General features: G+C 71.4%; 20 protein-coding genes and 2 pseudogenes. 3 read left to right on the top strand and 19 right to left on the bottom strand.

The window, feature by feature from the left end; all coding sequences use genetic code 11:
- Window positions 1-5 precede the first annotated feature (5 nt).
- Window positions 6-944, top strand: coding sequence for an ABC transporter ATP-binding protein (locus tag QQY66_RS26650; protein WP_301982818.1), 939 nt, complete (start codon window positions 6-8; stop codon window positions 942-944).
- Entirely contained in the window at window positions 941-2,599 is a 1,659-nt protein-coding gene (locus tag QQY66_RS26645; protein WP_301982817.1) for an ABC transporter permease, read from the top strand. The genes QQY66_RS26650 and QQY66_RS26645 overlap by 4 nt, the downstream gene beginning before the upstream one ends.
- A 193-nt stretch (window positions 2,600-2,792) precedes the next feature.
- On the opposite strand, the gene QQY66_RS26640 is transcribed toward QQY66_RS26645, so the two are convergent.
- From QQY66_RS26640 to QQY66_RS26630, 3 genes are read right to left on the bottom strand one after another with little or no spacing between them, the layout of a single operon-like run.
- Complete coding sequence (locus QQY66_RS26640; protein ID WP_301982816.1) at window positions 2,793-4,010, bottom strand: cytochrome P450; 1,218 nt, start codon at window positions 4,008-4,010, stop codon at window positions 2,793-2,795.
- A gap of 44 nt (window positions 4,011-4,054) precedes the next feature.
- The gene (locus QQY66_RS26635) at window positions 4,055-4,489 is read right to left on the bottom strand and encodes a VOC family protein (RefSeq protein ID WP_301982815.1); all 435 of its coding nucleotides are present in this window, start codon (window positions 4,487-4,489) and stop codon (window positions 4,055-4,057) included.
- Window positions 4,490-4,540: 51 nt separating this feature from the next.
- Window positions 4,541-4,918, bottom strand: a complete 378-nt coding sequence (locus tag QQY66_RS26630) for a MerR family transcriptional regulator (protein ID WP_301982814.1) — start codon at window positions 4,916-4,918, stop codon at window positions 4,541-4,543.
- A gap of 117 nt (window positions 4,919-5,035) precedes the next feature.
- Here QQY66_RS26630 and QQY66_RS26625 point away from each other — a divergent pair, with 117 nt between their 5' ends.
- Entirely contained in the window at window positions 5,036-6,109 is a 1,074-nt protein-coding gene (locus QQY66_RS26625; protein WP_301982813.1) for an alkene reductase, read from the top strand.
- A 166-nt stretch (window positions 6,110-6,275) separates the two neighbouring features.
- Here QQY66_RS26625 and QQY66_RS26620 read toward each other — a convergent pair whose 3' ends face one another.
- The 16 genes and pseudogenes from QQY66_RS26620 to QQY66_RS26545 form a co-directional block, all read right to left on the bottom strand.
- The gene (locus QQY66_RS26620) at window positions 6,276-6,941 is read right to left on the bottom strand and encodes a response regulator transcription factor (protein WP_210580566.1); all 666 of its coding nucleotides are present in this window, start codon (window positions 6,939-6,941) and stop codon (window positions 6,276-6,278) included.
- Window positions 6,938-8,275 carry a sensor histidine kinase gene (locus QQY66_RS26615; RefSeq protein WP_301982812.1) on the bottom strand — a complete coding sequence of 446 codons (1,338 nt, stop codon included), beginning with the start codon at window positions 8,273-8,275 and terminating at the stop codon, window positions 6,938-6,940. The genes QQY66_RS26620 and QQY66_RS26615 overlap by 4 nt, the downstream gene beginning before the upstream one ends.
- 123 nt (window positions 8,276-8,398) lie before the next feature.
- The gene (locus QQY66_RS26610) at window positions 8,399-9,073 is read right to left on the bottom strand and encodes a response regulator transcription factor (protein ID WP_301982811.1); all 675 of its coding nucleotides are present in this window, start codon (window positions 9,071-9,073) and stop codon (window positions 8,399-8,401) included.
- Window positions 9,070-10,398 carry a sensor histidine kinase gene (locus tag QQY66_RS26605; RefSeq protein WP_301987499.1) on the bottom strand — a complete coding sequence of 443 codons (1,329 nt, stop codon included), beginning with the start codon at window positions 10,396-10,398 and terminating at the stop codon, window positions 9,070-9,072. The genes QQY66_RS26610 and QQY66_RS26605 overlap by 4 nt, the downstream gene beginning before the upstream one ends.
- 133 nt (window positions 10,399-10,531) lie before the next feature.
- Complete coding sequence (locus QQY66_RS26600; RefSeq protein ID WP_301987498.1) at window positions 10,532-11,710, bottom strand: acyltransferase; 1,179 nt, start codon at window positions 11,708-11,710, stop codon at window positions 10,532-10,534.
- 112 nt (window positions 11,711-11,822) lie between these two features.
- Window positions 11,823-12,857, bottom strand: coding sequence for an alpha/beta hydrolase (locus QQY66_RS26595; RefSeq protein WP_301982810.1), 1,035 nt, complete (start codon window positions 12,855-12,857; stop codon window positions 11,823-11,825).
- A 221-nt stretch (window positions 12,858-13,078) separates the two neighbouring features.
- Complete coding sequence (locus QQY66_RS26590; RefSeq protein ID WP_301982809.1) at window positions 13,079-14,035, bottom strand: S9 family peptidase; 957 nt, start codon at window positions 14,033-14,035, stop codon at window positions 13,079-13,081.
- Between the two features lie 222 nt (window positions 14,036-14,257).
- Window positions 14,258-15,493, bottom strand: coding sequence for a kynureninase (gene kynU, locus QQY66_RS26585; RefSeq protein WP_301982808.1), 1,236 nt, complete (start codon window positions 15,491-15,493; stop codon window positions 14,258-14,260).
- Complete coding sequence (locus tag QQY66_RS26580) at window positions 15,486-16,325, bottom strand: tryptophan 2,3-dioxygenase family protein (protein ID WP_301982807.1); 840 nt, start codon at window positions 16,323-16,325, stop codon at window positions 15,486-15,488. Before QQY66_RS26580 ends, kynU begins: the two co-directional genes overlap by 8 nt.
- A gap of 147 nt (window positions 16,326-16,472) precedes the next feature.
- Window positions 16,473-16,886, bottom strand: a complete 414-nt coding sequence (locus QQY66_RS26575; protein ID WP_301982806.1) for a DUF3151 domain-containing protein — start codon at window positions 16,884-16,886, stop codon at window positions 16,473-16,475.
- 384 nt (window positions 16,887-17,270) lie between these two features.
- Window positions 17,271-18,738, bottom strand: a pseudogene (locus QQY66_RS26570) (MFS transporter).
- Between the two features lie 64 nt (window positions 18,739-18,802).
- Window positions 18,803-19,834 (bottom strand): class II fructose-bisphosphate aldolase, encoded by a 1,032-nt coding sequence (gene fbaA, locus QQY66_RS26565; RefSeq protein WP_301982805.1) that lies wholly within the window; start codon window positions 19,832-19,834, stop codon window positions 18,803-18,805.
- A gap of 115 nt (window positions 19,835-19,949) precedes the next feature.
- Complete coding sequence (gene pyrE / locus QQY66_RS26560; RefSeq protein ID WP_301982804.1) at window positions 19,950-20,501, bottom strand: orotate phosphoribosyltransferase; 552 nt, start codon at window positions 20,499-20,501, stop codon at window positions 19,950-19,952.
- Window positions 20,502-20,511: 10 nt separating this feature from the next.
- Window positions 20,512-21,312 carry an aldose 1-epimerase gene (locus QQY66_RS26555; RefSeq protein WP_301982803.1) on the bottom strand — a complete coding sequence of 267 codons (801 nt, stop codon included), beginning with the start codon at window positions 21,310-21,312 and terminating at the stop codon, window positions 20,512-20,514.
- A gap of 271 nt (window positions 21,313-21,583) precedes the next feature.
- Complete coding sequence (locus QQY66_RS26550; RefSeq protein WP_301982802.1) at window positions 21,584-22,360, bottom strand: SRPBCC domain-containing protein; 777 nt, start codon at window positions 22,358-22,360, stop codon at window positions 21,584-21,586.
- A gap of 141 nt (window positions 22,361-22,501) precedes the next feature.
- A pseudogene (locus QQY66_RS26545) lies at window positions 22,502-24,138 on the bottom strand (polyamine aminopropyltransferase).
- Window positions 24,139-24,169: the final 31 nt, after the last annotated feature.

Below are 24,169 nucleotides of genomic sequence, written 5' to 3'. Positions count from 1 at the left end.
GAAACATGACCAAGGCCATCACCGTCTCCGGACTGCACAAGTCGTTCGGGCGGACACACGCTCTGGACGGTCTCGACCTCGACGTCGAGACCGGTGAGGTCCACGGCTTCCTCGGGCCCAACGGCGCCGGGAAGTCCACCACCATCCGGGTCCTGCTGGGCCTGCTGCGGGCGGATTCAGGCGCCGCGCAGGTGCTCGGCCACGATCCGTGGGCGGACGCGGTCGTGCTGCACCGCCGTCTCGCCTACGTCCCCGGCGACGTGGAACTGTGGCCCAATCTCACCGGCGGCGAGGCCATCGACCTGCTCGCGCGGCTGCGCGGGGGCATCAACAAGCAGCGCCGGACCGACCTCATCGAGCGTTTCGACCTGGACCCGACCAAGAAGGGCCGGGCGTACTCCAAGGGCAACCGGCAGAAGGTCGCCATCGTCGCCGCGCTCGCCTCCGACGCCGAACTGCTCCTGCTCGACGAGCCGACCGCCGGCCTGGACCCGCTGATGGAGGTCGTCTTCCAGGACGTCATCGCCGAGGCCAAGGCCGCGGGCAAGACCGTGCTGCTCTCCAGCCACATCCTGGCCCAGGTGGAGAAGCTCGCCGACCGGGTGAGCATCATCCGGCTCGGGCAGATCGTGCAGTCCGGCACGCTCACCGAGATGCGGCATCTGACGCGTACGACGATCGAGGCGGAGACCGAACGCCCGGCCGTGGGCCTGGAGGCGCTGCCCGGCATCCACGACCTGCAGACCCTCGACGAGGGCGCGGGCCGCGTCCGCTTCGCCGTCGACGGCGCCCAGGTCGACGGCGCCGTCCGCAAGCTCACCGAGTTCGGCATCCGCAGCCTGGTCAGCCACCCACCGACCCTGGAGGAGCTCATGCTCCGCCACTACGGCGACGAGCTGGCCGCCAACGGCCACGCCGGCAACGGCAACGGAGCTGCGCGATGACCACCGCCACCACCACGAAGGCCCCGGCGTCCGCCGCAGCCGTCACCGGCGGCAACGCCCTGGCCGGCACCCGCACACTGATCCGCTTCGCCCTGCGCCGGGACCGGATCCGGCTCCCGGTGTGGATCCTGGCGCTGTTCCTCGGCACGCTCTCGACGGCGAGCAACTACAAGACCCTGTACGCCGACCCCAAGGACCGGGCGAACGTCGTCGAGACCATGGACAGCCCGGCCGGCCTCGCCATGTCGGGCCCGCGCCACTACCTCGACAACTACAACTTCGGCTCGATGCTGGGCCACCAGACGCTCGGCTTCATGGCCGTCCTCGTCGGCCTGATGAGCGTACTGATCATCACCCGGCACACCCGGGCCGAGGAGGAGACCGGCCGCGCCGAACTGGTGCGCTCGACGGTCGTGGGCCGCCACGCCCACCTCGCCGCCGCCCTGTCGGTCGCGGTCCTCGCCAACCTCGCCCTCGCCCTGCTGCTCACCTTCGGGCTGTCCGGCATGGGTCTGGAAGGCATCGACACCGCCGGGTCGCTGCTGTACGGCCTCGACCACGCGGCCGTCGGCATCGTCTTCGCCGCCGTCGCCGCGATCACCGCGCAGGTCACCGCGCACACCCGCGCCGCGAGCGGCATGGCCCTCGCGGTCATCGGCGCCGCGTACGTACTGCGCGCCGCCGGCGACAGCGGCTCCAGCGGCGCCCTGTCCTGGCTGTCCCCGATCGGCTGGGTGCAGCGCACGTACGTCTACGTCGACAACCGCTGGTGGCCGCTGCTGCTGTGCCTCGCGGTCGCGGCGGCGTGTACGGCGACGGGCTTCGTGCTCTCCACCCGGCGGGACGTGGGCGCAGGGCTGCGCCCGGAGAAGCTGGGCAGCCCGGTCGCCTCCGAGGCGCTAGGCACGCCGCTCGGCTTCGCCCTGCGGCTGCACCGCGGCATGCTGATCGGCTTCGGCGCGGGCCTGTTCCTGATGGGCGCGATGTACGGCTCGATCCTCGGCGACGCCGACGACATGCTGAAGGACATCGACCAGATCCAGGACGCCCTGGACCGCATCGGCGGCTCCAGCATCGCCGAGTCGTTCGCCTCGATGGTCATGGTGGTCATCACGGTGGTGGCAGCGGTGTACGTGGTGATGGCCGCGCTGCGGCCACGCTCGGAGGAGACGGCGGGCCGCGCGGAGCCCCTGTTGTCCACCGGCCTCTCACGCGGCCGCTGGGTCGGCAGCCACCTGGCCGTGGCCATGGGCGGCGGCACGCTCGTCCTGCTCCTTGCCGGGCTCGGCTTCGGCATCTCGGGAGCGGCCTCGACCGGCGACGGCGGACTGTTCCTGAAGCTGGTCGGCGCGGCCCTGGCCTACGCCCCCGCCCTGTGGGTGACCGTGGGCGTCGCGGTGGTGTTCTTCGGCTGGTTCCCGCGGGCGAGCGCGGCGGCCTGGATCGTCCCGGTGTACGCCTTCGTCGTCGGCTACCTCGGTCAGATCCTCCAGTTCCCGGACTGGATGAACAACCTCTCGCCCTTCGGTCACGTCCCCCAGCTGCCCGCCGCGGACATGTCCTGGACCCCGATGCTGCTCCTGACCCTCGTCGCCGCGGGGCTGGTGTGGCTGGGGCTGACGGGCTTCAGCCGGCGGGACCTGGAGACGAAGTAGCCCGACGCAGCCCACGGAACCCCCGGCGGCCGTCGGCGCGGTTGGGGGACTCGCAGTGTGGTCCATCGACGTCCGGGGGCGGCTCTGGCGCTTCGAACAGGCCCCGGACTGGAGCGTGCTCTGCGCCGAGCTGCCCCGATGGTCCTCGGCGGCACCGCCGCCGCCCTGGGCACCTGGGCCTTGGTGACACGCGTCAGATCTCGACGCTGAGCCCCTCGAGCCCTCGGATCACGAAGTTCGGCTTCCTCTCCGGCTCCGCCGCCAGGCTCAGCGTCGGCGCCTTCTCCAGCAGGGCCGTCATCGATGCCGCCAGCTCGATGCGGGCCAAGGGCGCGCCGATGCAGTAGTGGATGCCTGCGCTGAAGGAGATGTGGGGGTTGTCCTTGCGGGTGAGGTCGAGGCGGTCGGGGGCGGAGAAGACCTCGGGGTCGTGGTTGGCGGAGCCGAAGAGCATGGCGATCTCCGCGCCCCTGGGGATCGTCGTGCCGTCGATCTCGATCTCGTCCAGGACCCAGCGTTCGAAGAGCTGGAGCGGGGTGTCGTAGCGCATCAGTTCTTCGATGGCGGTCGGGACGAGGGAGTGGTCGGCTCGCAGGGCCGCCAGCCGGCCGGGGTCGCGGAACAGGGCCCACCAGCCGTTGACCGTGGCGTTCACCGTCGCCTCGTGGCCGGCGTTCAGGAGGAGGACGGCGGTCGAGATCATCTCCTGTTCGGTGAGCCGGTCGCCCTCGTCGTGGGCCTCGATGAGGCCGGAGATGAGGTCGTCGCCGGGCTCCTTGCGGCGGGCCGCGATCAGTTCGCGCAGATACTCCGTGAACTCGACCGACGCCCGCACCGCCTTCGCCGCCGTCTCCTGGGTCGGGTTCAGCTCATACATCCCGCAGATGTCCGCCGACCAGGGGCGCAGCGGGGCGCGGTCCGACTCCGGGATGCCCAGCATCTCGGCGATGACGGCGACGGGGAGCGGCTCGGCCACATCCGCGAGCAGATCACCGCCGCCGCGCTCCACCAGCCCGTCGACCAGCTCCCCGGCGAGGCTGGCCACATACGGCTTGAGCTGCTCGACCGTGCGCGGTGTGAACGCCTTCGACACCAGGCGCCGGATCCGGGTGTGGTCCGGGGGTTCGAGGTCCAGCATGCCGTGGTCGTTCAGCACATGGAACGGCTCGTGCTCCGGCGGCGGCGCCGTCCGCCCGAAGTCCTCGTGCGTGAAGCGGTGCTGGTACGTGCGGCCCAGCCGCCGGTCCCGCAGCAGCGCCGAGACGTCCGCGTGATGCGGGACCAGCCACTGGTCGGTGGGCTCGTAACGGATCACCCGGCCCCGCGCACGCAGCTCGGCGTAGGCGGGGTACGGGTCGGCGAGGAACGCCGGGTCCCACGGGTCGAAGGCGAGGTCGGAAGCTACTGCCATGAACGGACGCTAGCCCGGCAGGTCGCCCACTGACCAGGGGTGTCTCACTGACCGCCGAAATCCGGGAGGGTGACCGAGCCGTCCTCGGCCAGGGGAAACGCGGGATTGTAGGCGACTTCCCAGGCGTGGCCGTCCGGATCGACGAAGGCACCGGAGTAGAACCCGATGGCGTTCACGGCCGCGGGCTTGGTGACCGTCCCACCGGACCGCTCCACCACCCCGAGCAGCGCGTCGACCTCCGCGTCGGCGCGGACGTTGTGCGCCAGTGCGATCCCGCCGAACCCGGCCTGCGGCCCCGGCTCCAACCCGCAGTCCCGCGCCAGCTTGTCCCGGCCCCACAGGACCAGGCCGAGACCGCCCGCCTGGAAGAAGACCGTCTCCTCGACCTCCTGCCCCCGCCAGCCCAGCGCCTCGTAGAAGGCCCTGGCCCGTGCGAGATCGGAAACACCCAGCGTGATCAATGTGATGCGCTGCTCCATGCCCTCACCGTACGTCCCCCGCTCGCCCCCGTCCGGCCCGGCTGAACGTGATCAGCCGGCCAATGGTGCCCGCAGGCTCTCTCGATACGCTCGGGCCGTGGCCATCACACCGTCCAGTGCGTCCCGGGTGCGGATGAGGTCCGCGATGTGTTCGGAGAGCCGGTCGCGCTCCTGCTCCATCCGCTCCAGTGCGGCGTCGGAATTCTCCTCGCTGGGCGCATCGCGGCACGGCAGCAGTTCGGCGATGGTGCGGCTGGACAGGCCCGCGGCGTACAACCGCTGGATGAACATGACCCGCTCGACCCCATCCTCCGCATAGTGCCGCTGCCCGCTGGGGCTGCGGACGCTGGTGAGCAGTCCCTGTTCTTCGTAGTACCGCAGGGACCGGACGCTGACTCCGGTCCGTGACGCGAGCTCCCCGATGCGCATGCCGTCCTCCCGGCTGTGACCTGCGACACAGACCTTTGCCTCTCACATGGATGTGAGGTTTTAGCGTAACTGTCGTACCCGAGACCCGGGTACTGCAGATCACGATGGAGTCCTGACGTGACGACCCTTTTCGACAGCCATCAGCTCGGTGACCTGACGTTGCCCAACCGGGTGGTGATGGCCCCGATGACGCGGGTCCGCGCCGCCGCCGGCGGTCTGGCGACGCCCTCGATGGCGTCCTACTACGCCCAGCGTGCGACGGCCGGGCTGATCGTGACCGAGGGCGTGCAGCCGAGCCTGATCGGACAGTCCAATCCGGGCACCCCGGGACTGCACACCGATGAACAGGTCACCGCGTGGCGCCAAGTGACAGCCGCCGTGCACGCCAACGGCGGACGGCTCTTCGCCCAGATCATGCACGGCGGACGGGTCTCCCATCCCGACACCACCGGGATGCAGCCCGTCGGGCCCTCGGCCGTCCCCGCCGTCGGCGACGTGTTCACCCCGACCGGGCCCCAGCCCGCACCGATGCCGCGTGCCTTGACGACCGCCGAGGTGCCCGAGCACGCCCAGTCGTACGCCCAGGCCGCTCGCCGCGCCATCGACGCCGGCTTCGACGGCGTCGAGCTCCACGGCGCCAACGGCTACCTGATCTCGCAGTTCCTCTCCACCAACGCCAACCTGCGCACGGACCGCTACGGAGGCTCGACGGCCAACCGGATCCGGTTCGCCGTCGAGGCGGTATCGGCGACCGTCGAGGCCGTCGGCGCGGCCAGGACCGGCATCCGCCTCTCCCCGGGCGGGACCTTCTGGGGAGTTGAGGAGACCGATGTCGCCGATCTCTACGCCGAGTTGCTGCCCGAGCTGGCCCGCCTGGAGCTGGCCTACATCCATCTCGAGGCCACCACCGATGAGGAGGTACTGATCGGTCTGCGCCGCGCGTGGCCCGGCACCCTCATCATGAATCCGGTGCTTCCGATGGGGCCGAAGCAGACCGGCCGCGCCGAGGCCGACCGCTGGCTCGGGCTGGGAGCCGAACTCATCAGCTTCGGTCGCGCTTTCATCGCCAACCCCGACCTGGTCGAACGACTGCGCACCGGACTCCCGATCGCACCCGTCGACGAGGCCACCTACTACCAGGGTGGTGACTCGGGATACCTGACCTACCCGGCGTATCAGTACGCGGCCTGACGCCCCCCGGCGCTGTGTGACCGGCGACCCGGCGGAGTGCGTCAGCGCTCCGCTGGAAGTGCCGGGGATGGGGCGTCGATCGTCTGCGGCATCGTCGTGGCTGATCGCGCAGTTCCCCGCGCCCCTCGGGGCGCTGCCGAACCGCAGCCGACTTCGCCAGGTCCGCCTAGCCCGGCGTCACCAGCCGCGCCTCGTACGCGAACACCGCCGCCTGCGTGCGGTCCCTGAGGCCGAGCTTCACCAGGATCCGGCTGACGTGGGTCTTGATGGTCGACTCCGCCACCACCAGGCGCTCGGCGATCTCCGCGTTCGACAGGCCCTGCGCGATCAGGACCAGGACCTCCGTCTCCCGTTCGGTCAGTTCGCCGTACGCCGCGTGGGCGGTGGACATGGCGCGCGGGGCCTCGGACAGTTTGGAGAACTCGGTGATCAGGCGCTTGGTGACGGAGGGGGCGAGGAGGGCCTCGCCGGACGCCACCACCCGTACGCCGTCGGCGAGTTGGCGGGCCGAGGCGTCCTTGAGGAGGAAGCCGGAGGCTCCTGCCCGCAGCGCCTGGTAGACGTATTCGTCCAGGTCGAAGGTCGTCAGCACCAGCACCTTCGCCGCGTCGTCCGCCGCGACGATCTCCCGGGTGGCCTCGATGCCGTTCAGCTCGGGCATGCGGATGTCCATCAGCACGACGTCCGGGGAGAGTTCGCGGACGCGGTCCACCGCCTCCCGGCCGTTGACTGCCTCGCCGACGACCTCGATGTCCGGCATCGCGTTCAGCAGGACCGAGAAGCCCTCGCGGACCATCATCTGGTCGTCCGCGATCAGCACGCGGATGGTCATGCGTCACCTTCGATCACCGCGGTGACCGGCAGGAACACCGCCACCTCATAGCCGCCGTCGTCCGTGCGGGCCGCCGTCATCTCGCCGTTCAGCATGGAGACGCGCTCCCGCATGCCGGTGATGCCGTGGCCGGCGCCGGGTGAGGGCTTGACGAGGGCGGGGGCCGGTGGCGGGCCGTTGACTATGCGCAGGCCCAGGCCGCCGAGGACGTAGCCGATCTCGACACGGGCGCTCGCGCCGGGCGCGTGTCTGAGTGTGTTGCTCAGTGCCTCCTGGACTATCCGGTACGCCGACAGCTCGACGCCCTGCGGGAGTTCGCGCACCGCGCCGGTCACCGTCTTCTCCACGCTCAGGCCCGTGTCCCGCACGTTCGCCAGCAGTGCGTCGAGGTCGCCGAGGGTGGGCTGCGGGGCGTCCGGGGCTTCGTAGTCCTCCGCCCGGACGACGCCCAGGACGCGGCGGAGTTCGGTGAGGGCCGCCACCGCGTTCTCCCTGATGGTGGCGAAGGCGCGCTCCAGCTCCGGCGGCGGGTTCTCCACCCGGTAGGGGGCGGCCTCCGCCTGGATGGCGACGACCGACATGTGGTGGGCGACCACGTCGTGCAGTTCGCGAGCGATCGTCGTGCGCTCCTCCAGCAGTGTGCGCTTGGAGCGCTCGTGCGCGGTCACCGTCTGCTGGGCGGTCACCTCCTGGCGGGCCTCACGGCGGATGTGCCAGACGGTGACGCCCAGCAGGAGCAGGGCGGTGAAGAACAGCATCGGTATGAGGTCCGAGCCGCTTCCGTATCCCCCGCTGCCGACGCTCTCCGCCATCAGCCCGTACAGCGCGGTCAGCACCCACATCCAGGCGGCCGTGCGCGGCCGGGTGCGCAACGCGACGACGTACAGCACCACCACATGGCAGATGAAGGTGCCGGGCTGCCACGGCCAGCCGTCCCCGTTCTGGCCGAGCACGGCGGTGACCGGGGCCATGGCCAGGGACAGCCAGAACGCACCGACCGGCCGGGCCATGGTCAGCAGGACCGGGGCCAGCACGCACAGGCCGACGAGCGGGTTGCTGTCGGCCGTGCCGACGAGCAGCGCTATCAGCCCGGCCCCGGTGATCAGGGTGTGCGGCAGCCAGGCCGCGTACTCCCGGATACGGCCGGTCAGTCGCCGGACGATCGGGCCGCCCTCGCTCCTGCGGGGCAGCGGCCGGTAGGCGAACGCGTCGTGGAAGAGGTCTTGCCGCAGCCCGCGCAGGGCGTCCGCGGCCAGTCGGAACTCCGGGCTGCGGGGCTTGTACGCATCGAACTCGCCGCCCGGCGGCGTCGGCGTCTGGGTCGTCTCGGTCACGTATAAGACGGTAGAGGTCGGTGGGGGTCGCGGTCGTCACCAGTGAGAGGGGTCCTTCGGGGTCCGTCTCAGGTATTACGGGTAATCCCAGCTCCGGGTGTGGGAACGGCTCACGGACGCCGGTCAGTACCCCGCGGGCCTCACCAGCCCCGACTCGTACGCGAACACGGCCGCCTGCGTGCGGTCGCGCAGGCCCAGCTTCACCAGGATGCGGCCCACGTGGGTCTTCACGGTCTGCTCGGCGACGACCAGGCGCTCGGCGATCTCCGCGTTCGACAGGCCCTGCGCGATCAGCGCCAGCACTTCCGTCTCCCGCTCGGTCAGGTCGCCGACGCGGGTCTTGAGCGGGGCGCGCGGCTTGTCGCCGAGACGGGAGAACTCGGCGATCAGCCGCCGGGTGATACCGGGCGCGAGCAGCGCGTCACCGGCCGCCACCACCCGGACCGCCTCGGCGAGCTTGTCGGCGGAGGCGTCCTTCAGCAGGAACCCGGACGCGCCGGCACGCAGTGCCTCGTACACATACTCGTCCAGGTCGAAGGTGGTGAGCACGAGCACCTTGATGTGCGGGGTCACGCCGACGATGCGGCGGGTGGCCTCGATCCCGCTGAGTTCGGGCATGCGGATGTCCATGAGGACGACGTCCGGTGCGAGTTCGGCGACCTTGGCGACCGCGTCCATGCCGTCCACCGCCTGGCCGATCACATCGATGTCGGGCTGGGTGTTGAGCAGCACGGTGAAGCCCTGCCGGACCATCTGCTGGTCGTCGGCGATGAGTACGCGGATGGTGCCGCTCGTCATGGATTCTCTTCTCCGGTCGTGGGTCGGGGTGCCTCGATCTCGAAGACACCGGGGCCGAACACGGGCGTGACGGAGCCGTCCGGCTCGACGGGCTCCGTGTCGTCGGGGTCCGCGGTGCCGTCTCTCGGGAGGAACGCCGAGACCGAGAAGCCGCCGTGCAGGGTCGGGGTGGCGGTGAGGTGGCCGCCGAGCATCGTGGCGCGCTCACGCATGCCGAGCAAGCCGTGGCCCGTACCCGGTGAGGGCGGGACCGGGCGCTCCGGACGGGAGTTGATCACACCGAGGTACAGACCGCGGGGGAAATGGGTGATCTCGACGCGCACCGCCGAGCCCGGGGCGTGCCGCAGTGCGTTGCTCAGCGCCTCCTGGATGATCCGGTACGCCGACAGTTCCACGCCCGGAGGATACGGAGGAGCCGTGCCCCTGATGTCGGTGGCGACCCTCAGTCCGGCGGCACGTGTGTTCTCGATCAGGGCGTCCAGGCGGTCGAGCGTGGGCTGGGGGGACTGCGGGGCGGAGCCGGTGCCGGGTTCGCCCAGGCCGTAGGGGTCGTCGGGGTTCTCGGAGCGCAGGACGCCCAGGACTCGGCGGAGTTCGGTGAGGGCCTCCAGGGCGTTCTGCCGGATGCCGTCGAGGTTCTCCTTCAGCTCCTCGGACGGGTCCTCGACGAGGTGCGGGGCGACCTGGGCCTGGATGGAGATCACCGACATGTGGTGGGCGACCACGTCGTGCAGTTCACGGGCGATCCGGCTGCGCTCCTCCAGCAGCGTGCGGCGGGCCCGCTCCTCCGCGGTGATCGTCTCCTGCTCCACGAGTCGGGTGCGGGCCTCGCGCCTGCCGCGCAGCGCGATGCCGACCACGACGGCCACGGCGAAGAGCGCGATCGCCACTGTGCCCGTGCCGGAGTACCCGGTCGCATCGATGCCCACCTGGAGAACGACTGTTGCCAGGCCCGTCACCACCAGGGCCGCGATCACCTTGCGCGCGGGCACGCGCAGAGCGAGCAGGAGGAACACGACGGAGTGGGCGAGGACAGCGGGTGTGCTCCACGGCCAGCTGGGGTCAGGGCCTGTGGTCTCCGCCAGGTGCGGGCGGACGGTCAGGGCGGTGGTGACGGTGGCGGCGAGGGACAGGGCCCAGGCGGGGGCCGGGAGCCACAAGGCCAGCATGAGCGCGCTGCCTTGCGCGAGACCGGCCACCAGTCCCTGTCCCGTGGACAGGTCGTAGTCGCTGCTGATTTCGCTGCCGCCCGCCAGGGAGATGCCCAGGGCGATCCAGAAGACGAGGAGGTAGGTCAGCCAGCGCAGCCAGCGGTACTTGGGCAGGTGGGGGGAGGTTCGGGAGGGGGACGTGCCGAGGGCTTTGCGGAGGCGGTGGAGGCGGGTGGGTGCGGGTGCGGGTGAGTGCTGTGGCTCCTTTGCCGGTGGGTCGTTCTCCTCGCCGTTCACGCCGTCAACCCTAGGCACGGTGAGGGGCCTTTGTTTGCGGGGTCCGGGGGTGGGGGTGGGAACGGATCACTCGGGACGGGCGGGGTGGGCGGCGGCCCGAGGACTGTTCGTACGTGCGGAACGCCGTCCAGCAAGCCGTCAGGGCCAGGGCGAAGAGGGGGAGCCAGGCGCAGCGGTAGGCGATCCAGGTCAGGTTGTCGGGGCGGGTGTGGAGGCCGGGGAGGTGACCGGCCAGGAGGGTCGTGGCGGTGGTTGCCATGAGGGCCGTCTGGTGCCAGAGGAAGATCGTCATGGCGGAGAGGTTGACCAGGGCTACGGCTGCCCAGGCCAGGGGGCGGCGCATCGTGCGGCGCAGCTGGTCGCGCAGGAGCAGGGCCAGACCGCACTGGGCCAGGCCGAAGGTGACGGCGGCCAGGGTCGGCGGGTTGAGGTTCGAGATGCCGGCTCCCGGTACGCCCACCATCGACGCCGGATAGCCCGCCCAGGCGATGAGCGCCGCCGTCGCCGTCGCGCCGCCGGTGAGGAGGATCCAGCCGGCGCGGCGACGGTCCAGCTCGCCTCGGGTCCAGGCGGCGCCCAGGGTGTACGGGACGAGCCAGCCCGCCGCCACGTTCACCCAGCCGAGCCAGGACGGGCCGCCCAGGCCGAAGCGCAGTAGGTCCACATGGAGGACGACGGCCAGCGGCCAGAGCGGGTTGAGCCGGGTCAGCAGTGGTGTCGCCGCCGTCAGCGCGGCGAAGACCACCAGGAACCACAGGGGGGACAGGGCCAGCTTGACCAATGTGCGGACCGTCTCGAACTCCGCGCCCGTCAGGAGGAGGGCGACCGCGGCCACCGTCCACAGGGTGAGGACGGCCGCCACCGGTTTGAACAGCCGGGAGACTCGGGCGGTCAGCCACTGTCCGTATGTCGTGCCGCAGGCGCGTGCCGAGGTGTAGCCACGGGTCGCCACATGGCCGCCGACCAGGAAGAACACGGCGAGCGTCTGAAAGGCCCAGGAGATCGGGGCCAGCCAGGGCATGTGCTGCAGCGGGCTGGCGGTACGCAGCGAGCCGCCGTCCGCGACCAGGGCCGTCACCAGCCAGTGGCCGAGCACTATGCCGAGGATCGCGAAGGCGCGCAGGGCGTCGACCGCGCGGTCCCGGTCCGCGGGAGTCGCGGCGTCGACTCGGGCGGCGCCCTTCCGCATCTCCTTCCGCATCTCCTTCCGCATCTCCTTCCGCATGTCCTTCCGTATCTCCTTCCGCATGTCCGTCCATATGTCCTTGCGTATGCGCTCGCCCGGGCCGCGCAGCTTCAGCTCACGCACGGGTCACCTCCGATGCCTCTCCGAGGACGATCCGGGCCAGGTTGGCCAGGGCGGCCGAGCCCGGTGCGAAGTAGTCGCTGTGGCCGCCGTCGCCCGCCGCGAAGACACGGGCGCCGAAGGCCGGGGACACCGGGTCGGTGCCGAAGCCGACGGTGGTGCCGAACAGGTCGGCGCTGACGTGCGGAACGTTCGCCACCCAGTCGTCCGCGCCGCGTGCCGCCCACACACGGGCGCGTGTGCGCAGGTCGGCGGCGGTGTCGGCGCCCGTACCCGGGCTGCCGACGAGGGCGATGTCGTCGACGTCCAGGCCGGCGGCGGCCCGGCCGCAGACCACGGAACCGTACGAGTGGCAGAGCAGGGAGACCTGCGCGTCGCGGCCGACGACGTCGCGCAGCTGCCGTATGAACTCCCGCAGTTCCGGGGCCGCTTCCTCGGCTCGGCCGGTCGTGGTGACCGTCGTGCTCACCGTGCCGGGCGTCTTGTAGCCGAGCCAGGCCACGACCGCCGTGCGGGGGCCGGTCGGGGAGTCCTGGGTGAGTTGGTGCCGTAGCGCGAGGGCCGTCGCACGGAAGCGGTCGTAGGTGTCGAGGGAGGTGTCCGAGCCCGGGACCAGGACCGCTATGCGGTCGGCGTGGGCCAGGTCGCCGAAGACCTCCGTCGCCCGGCCCGCTCCACGGCCGTCGAAGGCGAGGAGGTGGCGGGAAGGGCCGGCGAGGGAGCGGTCCGCCGCGGCGCGACCGGTGTCCCCGTGGGCGGCGGCCATCCGGGACGCCTCCACCGCGTTCGCCCGGTTGGCCTCGTACGCCTCGCCCAGCGTGGCCGCGGTCACGGGGGCGATGGCCGCGGGCCGCGGCGCGGGGATCTCGGGTTGCGCGGCGGCGGAGAGGGGGAACACCACGGCGCAGGTGATGAGAGCGGCCAGGACGGTACGCCGCCATCTGAGGGCGAGGTGTCGCCGAGTGCGCGGCCGATGGTCCCCCGAACCGCTACGACCGCTCTCCGTCGCCGCCCTCTCGTCCAGCCCCATGGTCGTCTCCCCTTCCAGTTCCGCCCGGCCATCGGGCCTGTCTGGATGGGAAGTTACGGATCAGCGGTCGTCGTCCGCGTCACGCCAGGGAGCTCACCTGCGACGTAGCTCTCAGGTATTACGGGTATGAAGGGGCCGCCGGCCACGCGACGAAGGACAGCGACGCGCGTCGCGTTGGCACACAGGCTCGCTCAGGCTGCCGCGGCCCCGAAAGGCCGGTGTCACCAGGCCAGTTGCGCGATCTCCTCCGCCACCACCGCGCACGCGTCCGCCGCCGGGTCGATCAGGGGGAAGTGGCCGACGTCCTCCAGGAGCGTCAGGCCCACCACCTCGCCCGCCTTCGCCGCCGCGTCCGCGTAGGACTCGGCGACCGCCTGGGGGACGTCGATGTCGGTACGCCCTTGGACGAGGGTGGTGGCGATGCCGGTGGGCAGGAGGAGCGCCGGATCGGCGTACGGCTGGCGGGCCGCGAACTCATCCTCGCCGCCCAGGAGTTGACGTACCGCGCCGCCGCAGACGTCCAGCTTCTCGGCGACCGCGAAGTCGGCGATCGGGGCGAGGGCGACCACACCGCGCAGCGGCGCGGGGCGGGCCGTGTACCAGGGTGCGTCGGCCGGCAGAAGGTGACGGGCCGCCACCCACAGGGCCAGGTGACCGCCCGCGGAATGGCCCGTGATGACCGTGCGGCGCGCGTCGGCCTGCGGGAGGATCTCCCGTACGAGCGCGGGGAGCGCGTCCACCGCGGCCGACACGTCGTCGAAGGTGTCCGGCCAGCGACCCGCGACCGGTTCGCCCCTCTCCCCCGCGACCTGACCGCCCTGCACCCCCGCGACCGCATCGCCCTTCACCCTCGCTCCCGGATCGGCGGCAACCTCCGTGTCCCGCCCTCCGCGCCGGTACTCGACGTTGGCCACGGCGAAGCCGCGACGGGCCAGGAAGTCCGCGAACGGGGTCATGTGACGGCGGTCGTACGGTGTCCGCCAGGCGCCGCCGTGCAGGAGGACGATCAGCGGCGCGAGGACGCCCGGGGTGGCCGGTTCGGGCGTGCGCGGGGCGTAGAAGTCGATCACCTGGTCGGGGTGGTCGCCGTAGGCCGCGGTGGCGTCGGGGTCGACGGGCGGGTGCGAGAAGGCCGACTCCTCTTCGGCGGCGGCTCGTGCTGCGACGGCGTCCGGCATGCTCCAACCTCTCAGCGACGGAACAAAATTGGCGGTCCAGGAGAGAAATCGGCCGTTGGCGGGGACGGTATCAGCCCGGTGACGTGCGCCGACACGGGGATGTCACGCTCGGTGAAGGTGAACGGTTCCGCAGTGCCGCCGCACTGACGGACCGCAGCGTGCACGCCCCCATGACGGCGCCCGCCGGACTCACCGACGACCGACCCGCCCCGCCTGACGTCGTCACACAGCCCCGGCCACCGTCTCCCCCAGCACCCGAGCCGCCCGCTCCACATCCCCGAACCCGACATACAGCGGCGTGAACCCGAACCGCAGCACGTCAGGCGCGCGGAAGTCGCCGACGACGCCCCGCTCGATGAGCCGCTTCATGACATCCCCGGCGTCGTCACAGCGCAGCGCGACCTGGCTGCCCCGCTCCGCATGCGTGCTCGGCGTCAGGGACTCGACCCTGCCCTCGGGGACGTACGACGCCACGCACTCCAGGAAGAAGTCCGTCAGAGCGAGGGACTTGGCGCGAACGGACTCGACCGAGACCCCCTCCCATACCTCCAGCGCCGCCTCCAGCGCCAGCATCGAGAGGATGTCCGGCGTCCCGACCCGCCCCCGCAGCGCCCCCGCCGCCGGTTCGTACGCCGACCGCATGCCGAAGGGCTCGGCGTGGGAGTTCCAGCCGGGCAGCGGAGAGTCGAAACTGTCCTGGAGTTCCCGCCGCACATAGAGGTACGCCGGTGAACCCGGGCCCCCGTTCAGGTACTTGTACGTGCAGCCGACCGCCAGGTCCACCCCGTGCTCGTCGAGCCCCACCGGCAGGGCGCCCGCGCTGTGGCACAGGTCCCAGACGGAGACGGCGCCGGCCGCGCGGATCGCGGACGTCAGGGACGGCAGGTCGTGCAGTCGGCCCGTGCGGTAGTCGACGTGGTTCAGCAGCACCGCGGCCGTACGGTCGCCCAGGACCCCCGGTACATCCGCCGGCGCCACCGGCCGCAGCGTGCAGCCCGTCATCCGGGCGGCGGACTCGGCGATGTAGCCGTCCGTGGGGAACGTCGTCGCGTCGACGACGACCTCGTCCCGACCCGCACCCGCACCCGCACCCGCACCCGCACCCGCCATTCGTACCGCTGCCACAAGTGCCTTGAAAACATTGACACTTGTCGAGTCACCCACCACGATCTGCCCCGCCGCCGCCCCGACGAGCGGAGCGATCAGGTCGCCGATCCGCTCGGGCGCGGTCCACCAGCCGCTCTCCTCCCAGGAACGGATGCGCAGCTCACCCCACTGCCGGCGGACGACGTCCTCGACCCGGCCGGGGACGTTCGCGGGCAGCGCGCCCAGCGAGTTGCCGTCCAGGTACACCACATCGTCGAGCACGAACCGCGAACGCACCCCGGCCAGCTCGTCGGCGGCGTCCAGCTTCTCGGCCCTCACCACCTGCTCGGACCGCTCAGACCGCTCAGACATGAGACCTCGCCGTCCACAGCTCGGGAAACACGTTCTTCTGCGCGCGCTTCTCCAGCCAGGCAACCCCGGCGGAGCCGCCCGTGCCGGGCTTGGCGCCCATCGCCCGACGCGTGGCGACCAAGTGATCATTCCGCCAGCGCCACACCAGCTCGGCGACATCGGTCAACGCCTCGCCCAGCCGGGCCACTTCATCACCCGGATCGCCCGCGTAGACGGCCGTCCAGGCGGCCTCCACCTCCGGCGACGGCTCGTACCGCAGTGCTGTGTCACGTTGCACCACCGACGCCGGAATCGCGTGCCCGCGCCGCGCGAGGAACCGCAGGACCTCGTCGTACAGGCTCGGCTCGTGCAGTGCCTTCTCCAGCTCGGCGTGGACACGGGGCGCGCCGCGGTGCGGGACCAGCATGGATGCGGACTTCTCGCCGAGCAGGAACTCCATGCGGCGGTACATGGCCGACTGGAAGCCGGAGCCCTCGCCGAGAGCGCTTCGATACGAGTTGAACTGGGCCGGGGTGAGCTGTCCGAGCGGCTTCCAGGAGGCGTTCAGCGCCTCCAGTTCCCGTACCGAACGCTTCAGCGCGTCGATCGCCACCGGCACCCGGTCCTCGCGCAGGGCGTGCGCGGCGGTCTCCCACTCATGGACGATGACGGTGAACCACAGCTCCATCACCTGGGTCGTGACCAGGAAGACCATCTCTCCGGGATCGTCGGAGAGGGTGTGCTGGAGGTGGGTGAGCACGTCCGCCTTGACGTAGTCCTCGTACGGCGTCGTGCCTGCGAAGTCGAGATGCGGGGTCTCGGGCTCGTTCGTGTCGTGAGCCTCTTGGGACATCGCTGTCTCCTGTTGTAACTCCGGGTAGCGGTCCGCCCCTGCCGTTACCGACACGGGGGCCCCGGTCCCCACCCGAATCCTCACGGGTGTCCCCCGGAAAGTGCAAGGCCCGACTGGATCACAGCCGGACCCGCACTCAAGGTTCGCCTAGCCCAGCGTCTGGGCCGCCGTGGGCGAGGAGTCCTTCAGGAACTGCGAGCAGCGCTCGTACTCCTCCTGCTCACCGATCGACCCGGCGGCGCGGGCGAGGGCGTGCAGGGCGCGCAGGAAGCCGCGGTTCGGCTCGTGCTCCCAGGGCACCGGGCCGTGCCCCTTCCAGCCGTTGCGGCGCAGGGAGTCCAGGCCGCGGTGGTAGCCCGTACGGGCATAGGCGTACGACTCCACGACGCTGCCCCGCTCGAACGCGTCGTCCGCCAGCTGGGCCCAGGCGAGGGAGGAGGTGGGGTACTGCGCGGCCACGTCCGCGGGTGCCGTGCCGTTCGCGAGCAGCTCGCGCGGCTCGGGGTCGTCGGGGAGGTGCGTCGGGGGCGGGCCCCCGAGGAGGTTCTCGTGAATCGTCATGGGTTCCAGTCTGATGCATGGCGCTCCGCTGGGGGCGCCGCGGTTGGTCGTCGGCTGTCTGCGGGCCGGTGGGGGCTGGTCGCGCCCACGCGGCGGAGCCGCATATCGATACAGCCCCGCGCCCCTTTCGGGGGCGCTATGCGAATCGCTTTTTACCGGCTCCCGCTGAGGGTGCCGCGATGTGTCGTCTTTCGTCTGCGGCGGCGTCGTGGCTGGTCGCGCAGTTCCCCGCGCCCCTTTCGGGGCGCTATGCGATCCGTTTCTTTACTGGTTCCCCCTGGAAGTGCCGCGCCGGGTTGTCTGTCGTCTGCGGCTGCGTTGGGGCTGGTCGCGCCCACGCGGCGGAGCCGCACATCGATACAGCCTCGCGCCCCTTTCGGGGCGTTATGCGATCCGTTTCTTTACCGGTTCCCCCTCCAGCGGCGGCGCCGTGATTGCCCCATGCGTACGGCATTCCGGGCGCTGGCAGTCCGGTGGCAGGCGCCGTACCGTCGTGAAGGCCAGGGCCGAGCCCGCGACCAGGACGACCGCGCAGATGATCATCGCGCGGCCGAAGGCGTCGTTGAAGGCGCTCGGTGAGCGGTAGGCGTCCTCCTCCATTCCGGCGAGCAGGGGGAGTGCCGCGACCGCGATCAGGCCGGCCGCTCTCGCCGCCGCGTTGTTGATGCCGCTGGCCAGGCCTGCCCGGGAGGCGTCCACGGAGCCGAGGACGGTGGCTGTCAGGGGGGCGACCAGGGTGACCAGGCCGAGGCCGAAGACGAGTACGCCGGGCAGGACGTCGGCGACGTATGAGGCGTCGGGGCCGACGCGCAGCATCAGCAGCAGGCCGGCGGCGCACACCAGGGGGCCGACGGTGAGGGGGATGCGGGGGCCGATGCGTTCGCCGAGTTCGCCTGAGCGGGCGGAGAGCAGCAGCATCAGGACGGTCGTGGGCAGCAGGGCCGTACCGGCGGCGAGGGCGGAGTCAGTCGGCGACGACCTGGAGCTGGAGGACGGCCAGGAAGAAGAAGCCGCCGAGGGCCGCGTACACGCACACGGTGACCAGGTTGACCGCGGTGAACTGGCGGGAGGCGAAGATCCCGAGCGGCATCATCGGGTCCGGCCGCCGTTTCTCGACGGACACGAAGGCGATCCCCGCGGCGACGCCCGCGATCGCGGTGACGGTGACGGTGAGGGAACCGCTCCGGGCCTCGATCAGCGCGTACGTCACCAGTGCGAGGGCCAGTGCGCCGAGGGTCGCGCCGAGGACGTCGAAGCGGCCGTGCTTACGGCCGTCCCCGGACTCGGGCACGTGGCGCAGGGCGACGGGGACGCAGAGCAGCGCCAGCGGGACGTTGAGCAGGAAGACCCAGCGCCAGCCGGGGCCGTCGACCAGCCAGCCGCCGAGGAACGGGCCGACGGCCGCGCCGATGCCGCCGAAGCCGGACCACAGGCCCACCGCACGGCCCCGGTCGTCGGGGTGGAAGGAGGCCTGGATGAGCGCGAGGGAGCCGGGTGTGAGGAGCGCGCCGCCGATGCCCTGGAGGGCTCTCGCGGCGACGAGGAAGCCGGCGTCCGGGGCGAGCCCGCACAGCAGTGAGGCCACGGCGAACCAGATCACGCCGATGACGAAGATCTTGCGGCGGCCGTACGTATCACCCAGGGAGCCGCCGAGAAGGATGAGCCCGGCGAGCGTGAGCATGTACGCGTTGACCGTCCATTGGAGGGCGGACAGGTTCGCGTCGAGGTCTTCGCCGATCCGGGGGAGGGCGACGTTGACGACGGTCGAGTCCAGCAGGGCCATGCTGGAGCCGAGGACGGTGGTGAGCAGGATCCACTTGCCCTGCGGGGAGGCGATCCGGACGTCGGGCATGCCCACAGGTATACAGCGAGCCCGGCGCCGTAGACAGACGCCGGGCTCCTGGTTCCCGGAGGAACTACTTGATCTTCGTGCCGGTGGAGCGCAGGTTCCCGCAGGCCTCGAGGACGCGCTTGGCCATGCTCGCCTCGGCCAGCTTGCCCCAGGTGCGCGGGTCGTAGGTCTTCTTGGAGCCGACCTCGCCGTCGACCTTGAGGACGCCGTCGTAGTTCTTGAACATGTGGTCGGCGACGGGACGCGTGAAGGCGTACTGGGTGTCCGTGTCGATGTTCATCTTGACGACGCCGTTCTCCAGCGCGGTCGCGATCTCCTCGGCCGTGGAGCCGGAGCCGCCGTGGAAGACGAAGTCGAAGGGCTGGGAGCCGGCCGGCTGACCGTACTTCGCGGCCACGCCGTCGTTCAGCTCCTTCAGCAGCTCGGGGCGGAGCACGACGTTGCCCGGCTTGTACACACCGTGGACGTTGCCGAAGGAGGCGGCGAGCAGGTAGCGGCCCTTGTCGCCGAGGCCGAGCGCCTCAACCGTACGCAGGGCGTCGTCGACCGTCGTGTACAGCGAGTCGTTGATCTCGTGCGAGACGCCGTCCTCCTCGCCGCCGGTCGGGGTGATCTCCACCTCGAGGATGATCTTCGCGGCGCGGGCGCGCTCGAGGAGCTCCTGGGCGATGGAGAGGTTGTCGGCGAGGGTCTCGGCGGAACCGTCCCACATGTGCGACTGGAACAGCGGGTTCTCACCGCGCGCGACGCGCTCCTCGGAGACGGCGAGCAGCGGACGTACGTACCCGTCGAGCTTGTCCTTCGGGCAGTGGTCCGTGTGCAGGGCGACGGTGATGTCGTACTTCTTGGCGACGATGTGCGCGAACTCGGCCAGGGCCACCGCACCGGTCACCATGTCCTTGCTGTGCTGACCGCCCAGGAACTCGGCGCCACCCGTCGAGATCTGGATGATGCCGTCGCTCTCCGCTTCCGCGAAACCGCGCAGGGCCGCGTGCAGGGTCTGGGACGAGGTCACGTTGATGGCCGGGTAGGCGAACTTGCCTGCCTTCGCCCGGTCGAGCATCTCGTTGTAGACCGCGGGGGTTGCGATGGGCATGTCCGCTCCTTGATTGTGCGGGTTGCGTTCTGCTGGCTTACGGCCCTGACCTAGGGGGGCGACGTCGTCGTCGGGGCCATCTTTCCAGACAGGACCGGATGATCGGGACGCCCCGTCAGTCCAGTTCCAGCTCGTCCTTCGAGTACGCGTAGCGGTACGGCACCCCCGCGCCCTCCTGGATCTTCTCGGCCGCGCCGGTCGCCCGGTCGACGATGGTGGCGACGGCGACGACCTCGGCACCGGCCTCCCGCACTGCCTCGACGGCGGTGAGCGGGGAGCCGCCGGTGGTGGAGGTGTCCTCGACGACGAGAACGCGGCGGCCGGCGATGTCCGGGCCCTCGACCCGCCGCTGCAGGCCGTGCGCCTTGGCGGCCTTGCGGACGACGAAGGCGTCCAGCCGCTGCCCGTGCGCGGCGGCGGCGTGCAGCATGGCCGCGGCGACCGGGTCGGCACCCATGGTGAGGCCGCCGACCGCGTCGAAGTCGAGGTCGGAGGTGAGGTCGAGCAGCACCTGCCCGACCAGCGGGGCGGCCTCGCCGTCGAGGGTGATCCGGCGCAGGTCGACGTAGTAGTCGGCCTCGATACCCGAGGAGAGGGTCACCTTGCCGTGCACCACGGCCTTGTCCTTGATCTGCTGCAGCAGCGCGTCGCGTACGTCCGTCGTCATGTCTGCCAGCTTAGACAGCTCTCAGGCTGCGCCAGGTCCAGGTGGTCGCGGCCTCCAGCGGCTCCAGCGGGGTGACGAGGCGGGGCAGGCTGTTGAGCCCGTCCGGCGGCCCGGTCTGCGGCTCGACGCATACGGCCGCCTCCTGCTCGTCGTACACGACGACCCACTCCTCGCCGCTCCTGACGGTCAGCTCCAGCCGCTCCGGCCAGGTGAGGGTGACGTCGACGCCGTCGGGCATACCGAAGCAGTCGTCCCAGGGGCCGGGCTTGGGGTCGATCCGGTTGCCGGTCGGCAGATGATCGTCGCCGCGCTCCTCCTGCCAGGCGGGGGCGAAATCGAGGACGACGCCCTCACTCTCACCGAGCTTCCGGTTGAACCACGGGTGCCAGCCGATCTGCGCCGGGAAGGACGACTCGTACGTCTCCACGGACATGGTGAGCGTGAGCGAGTCCTCGGCGAGGGCGACGACCTGGGTGACCCGGCCGGGGTAGGGCCAGGGGTCGACGAGGTCGTACGTGATGACGGCCTCGTTCGCCGTCCTGCGGGCGGTGCGCCAGGCGCCGTCGCGGGCGGTGCCGTGGATGGCGTGCGGCGGGGAGTTGAGCGGCAGCTGGTGGACCGTGGCCCCGTCCCGGAACCGTCCGTCCCGGATCCGCCCGCACCACGGCACCATCGGGAAGCACCCGAACCGCTCCCCCTGCCGCAGCAGTTGATCCCCACCGACCCGCAGCCCACCGACCCGCCCGCCGTTCCCCGGCTGCACGGTCACCTCCGCGTCACCCGCGGTCAGCGTGATGTCTTCACTACTCACGGCACGACCTTACTGGGCGGATCAAGAGGACGACCTACTGATAGCGGTCGGCACAATCCAGCCCACCCGCCGTTCCAGAACAAGAACGGCCATCCCCAACCCCCACCCACCCGCTGGAGGCACCTCACTCCTCGATGCCGGTTCGCATCATCCAGCCCGTCCGGCGTTTGAGGACGAGGCCGTTCAGGCCGAAGCGGAGGTCTGGGGGCGGCAGCCCCCAGGGATGGGACGGGTAGGGGCGGCGGGGGCGAGAAAATCCACGCCCCACCACTCAGCGCCGCTTACGCAACACCCGGCCGACCACGATCGCCGACGCCAGCACCAGCGCCGCCGCCGGAGCCGCCCAGCGAAGCGTCGAGTGCGGGGCGACCGCCTGCGGCGCGGGAACCGGCGCATACCGGCCACGCGGCGGAGCGTGATCCACTTCTTCCGCACTGCGCCCGATCATCGTGCGCCGAGCGTGAGCGGCTTCGGCGGGCGCCGGCTCCTCGGCCTCGGCAAGCGGATCGAGGCCCGGCGCAGGCACCTCCGCATCGAATACGGAGGACTCCTCCGGAGTTTCGACGACGGCGTCCGCGGCATCCGCGGTGCCCTCGACCTCCGCCCCCCTCGACTCCTCAGGCCCCTCCCCCTCAGCCCCCAGATTCTCCGCGAAACGGTTCAGCAGACGGCCCACCGCCGAGGTGACCGCATCCCCCGCCAGTTCCGCCACGCGTCCGTCCGCGGTGGCCGTGCCGTCGAACGTGAGCGTCGTGCCGCCCTCCGTGTCGCGGAGGCGGAGGGTGAGGGCGAGCTTGACCGAGCCGGTGCCGCGGGCCTCGGTCGCGTCGCCTTCGATGGCGTACGAACCGTCGTCCTGCCCGGAGAGCCGGGCGGAGCCGCGGTAGGTGATGGTGTGGCCGCCGACGCGTACCTTCAGCCTGCCGGTGACGGGCTCGGCGCCGGCGTCCTGCTGGAGCCCGGGGACCGCCCGGGCGATCCGTGCGGGGTCGGCCAGCGCCTCCCTCAGCCGCTCGGCCGGAACCGGAACGAACACCTCATGCTCCATGTTGGCCGAGCGTACCCGCAGGTGCCGTTCGCATGCTCCCGTTGGCCACAACTCGCTCGGCGTGTGTGTGGACGCCGACTGGTGGCTGCCACCTGCCCGGCCTCCAGAAGAAAGCCCCCTCGATATCGCGCATGCACCGGCTCAATACCGCGGATGCACCAGCGTCGAAGCCTCCAGCTCCCTCACCCGCATCCCCTCCAGCACCCTCGCCCCCGCCGTCAACTCCCCCTGGGTCAGCGTCCGGAGCGGCGGCGCCTGCGCGAGGGACAGCGGCGGATTCCGCCCGGTCGTCGCCAGGACGAAGCCCCAGTCGTGCGGGCCGTGTGTCGTGCCGCCGGTCGAGCGGTCGGGGCCGGCGCGGAAGCCCGCGTCGTGGCCGGTGATGCCGTAGGGGGACGTCGACAGGGACGCGGCGCGCATCGTGGTGTCCACCGTCCAGAACGTCTTCGGGCGGAGGAGACCGGGCCGGCGTGCACGACGAGGCGGCCGTCCCGCGCCAGCGCCCGCCGCGCCAGGCCGTAGAACTCCTGCGAGTACAACTTGGTGCTCGCCGTGATCCCGGGGTCCGGCAGGTCGGAGATCACGACGTCGTACGCCGATCTGGGCGCCGACCGCAGCCAGGCGAAGGCGTCCGCCGTGCTCACGTGGACGCGGGGGTCGTCGAAGGCGTGATCGTTCAGCGCGGACAATCCGCGGTCCCCGCGCGCCAGGCGGACCACTTCCGCGTCGAGTTCGACGATGTCGACGCGGTGGACGTCCGGGTGGCGCAGCACTTCGCGGGCGGCCAGCCCGTCGCCGCCGCCGAGGATCACCACGCGCGCGTGCGGGCCGTTCATCGCGGGGTGGACCAGCGCTTCGTGGTAGCGGCGCTCGTCCTGGCCGCCGACGCGGAGCCGGCCGTCGAGGTAGAGGTCGAGGGGGCGGCCGTCGGTGCCGCCCGTGAGGACGACCTCCTGGACGTCGGTCTGCACGGCCACGCGTACGTCCCTGCCGTACACGGCGTGCCGGGCCGCGCGTTCGAAGTCGTCGACGTGGACGGCGGCGGTCGCGAGGACGCCGAGGACGGCGAGGTTGGCCAGTACCAGCAACCACCGGCCGCGCAGGGTGAGATCGCCGCGGAACAGGCCCAGTACCAGCGCACCGCCGACCACCGCGTTGACCGCGCCCGTGATCAGCGCACCGGTCAACTGGCCCAGCTGCGGCAGCAGTACGAAGGGGAAGGCGAGGCCGCCGACGAGCGCGCCGACGTAGTCCGCCGCGAACAGGTCGGCGACCGCGCCGCCCGGGTCCTGGCGGCGGATGCGCTGGATCAGCTCCATCAGCAGCGGGACTTCGGCGCCGATCAGCAGGCCGATGGCGAGGGAGAAGGCGACGAGCAGGAGCCGGGGGCCGTGCGCCCACAGCCCGCCCCAGTCGCCGGTCCAGGCGAAGACGGCGTACAGGGCCATCGCGCTGCAGCCGCCGACCAGCGCGAGTGTCGCCTCGATCGCGCCGAAGCCGGCGGCGGCGAGGTTGCACAGCCGTTTCGCGGCGAGCGAGCCGACGCCCATCGCGAAGACCATCACGGACAGCACGACGGATGCCTGGGTGACCGAGTCGCCGATCAGGTACGAGGCGAGGGCGACGAGTTCGAGTTCGTACACGAGTCCGCAGGCAGCGCAGACGAACACACCCGCGAGGACCAGGAACCGGCCGACGCCGGGCCGGACGGGCAGCCGCGCGGGGCGGCCCCAGGGCGGCGGTGAGCCGGGTGGGGCGGGCGCGTGCGGTTCGATCACGTTGCGACGGTACGTCACGCCGCGGGCACGC

The sequence above is a fragment of the Streptomyces sp. DG2A-72 genome, assembly GCF_030499575.1.
Lineage (GTDB): Bacteria > Actinomycetota > Actinomycetes > Streptomycetales > Streptomycetaceae > Streptomyces.
This window is presented reverse-complemented; position numbering and strand designations above follow the sequence as displayed.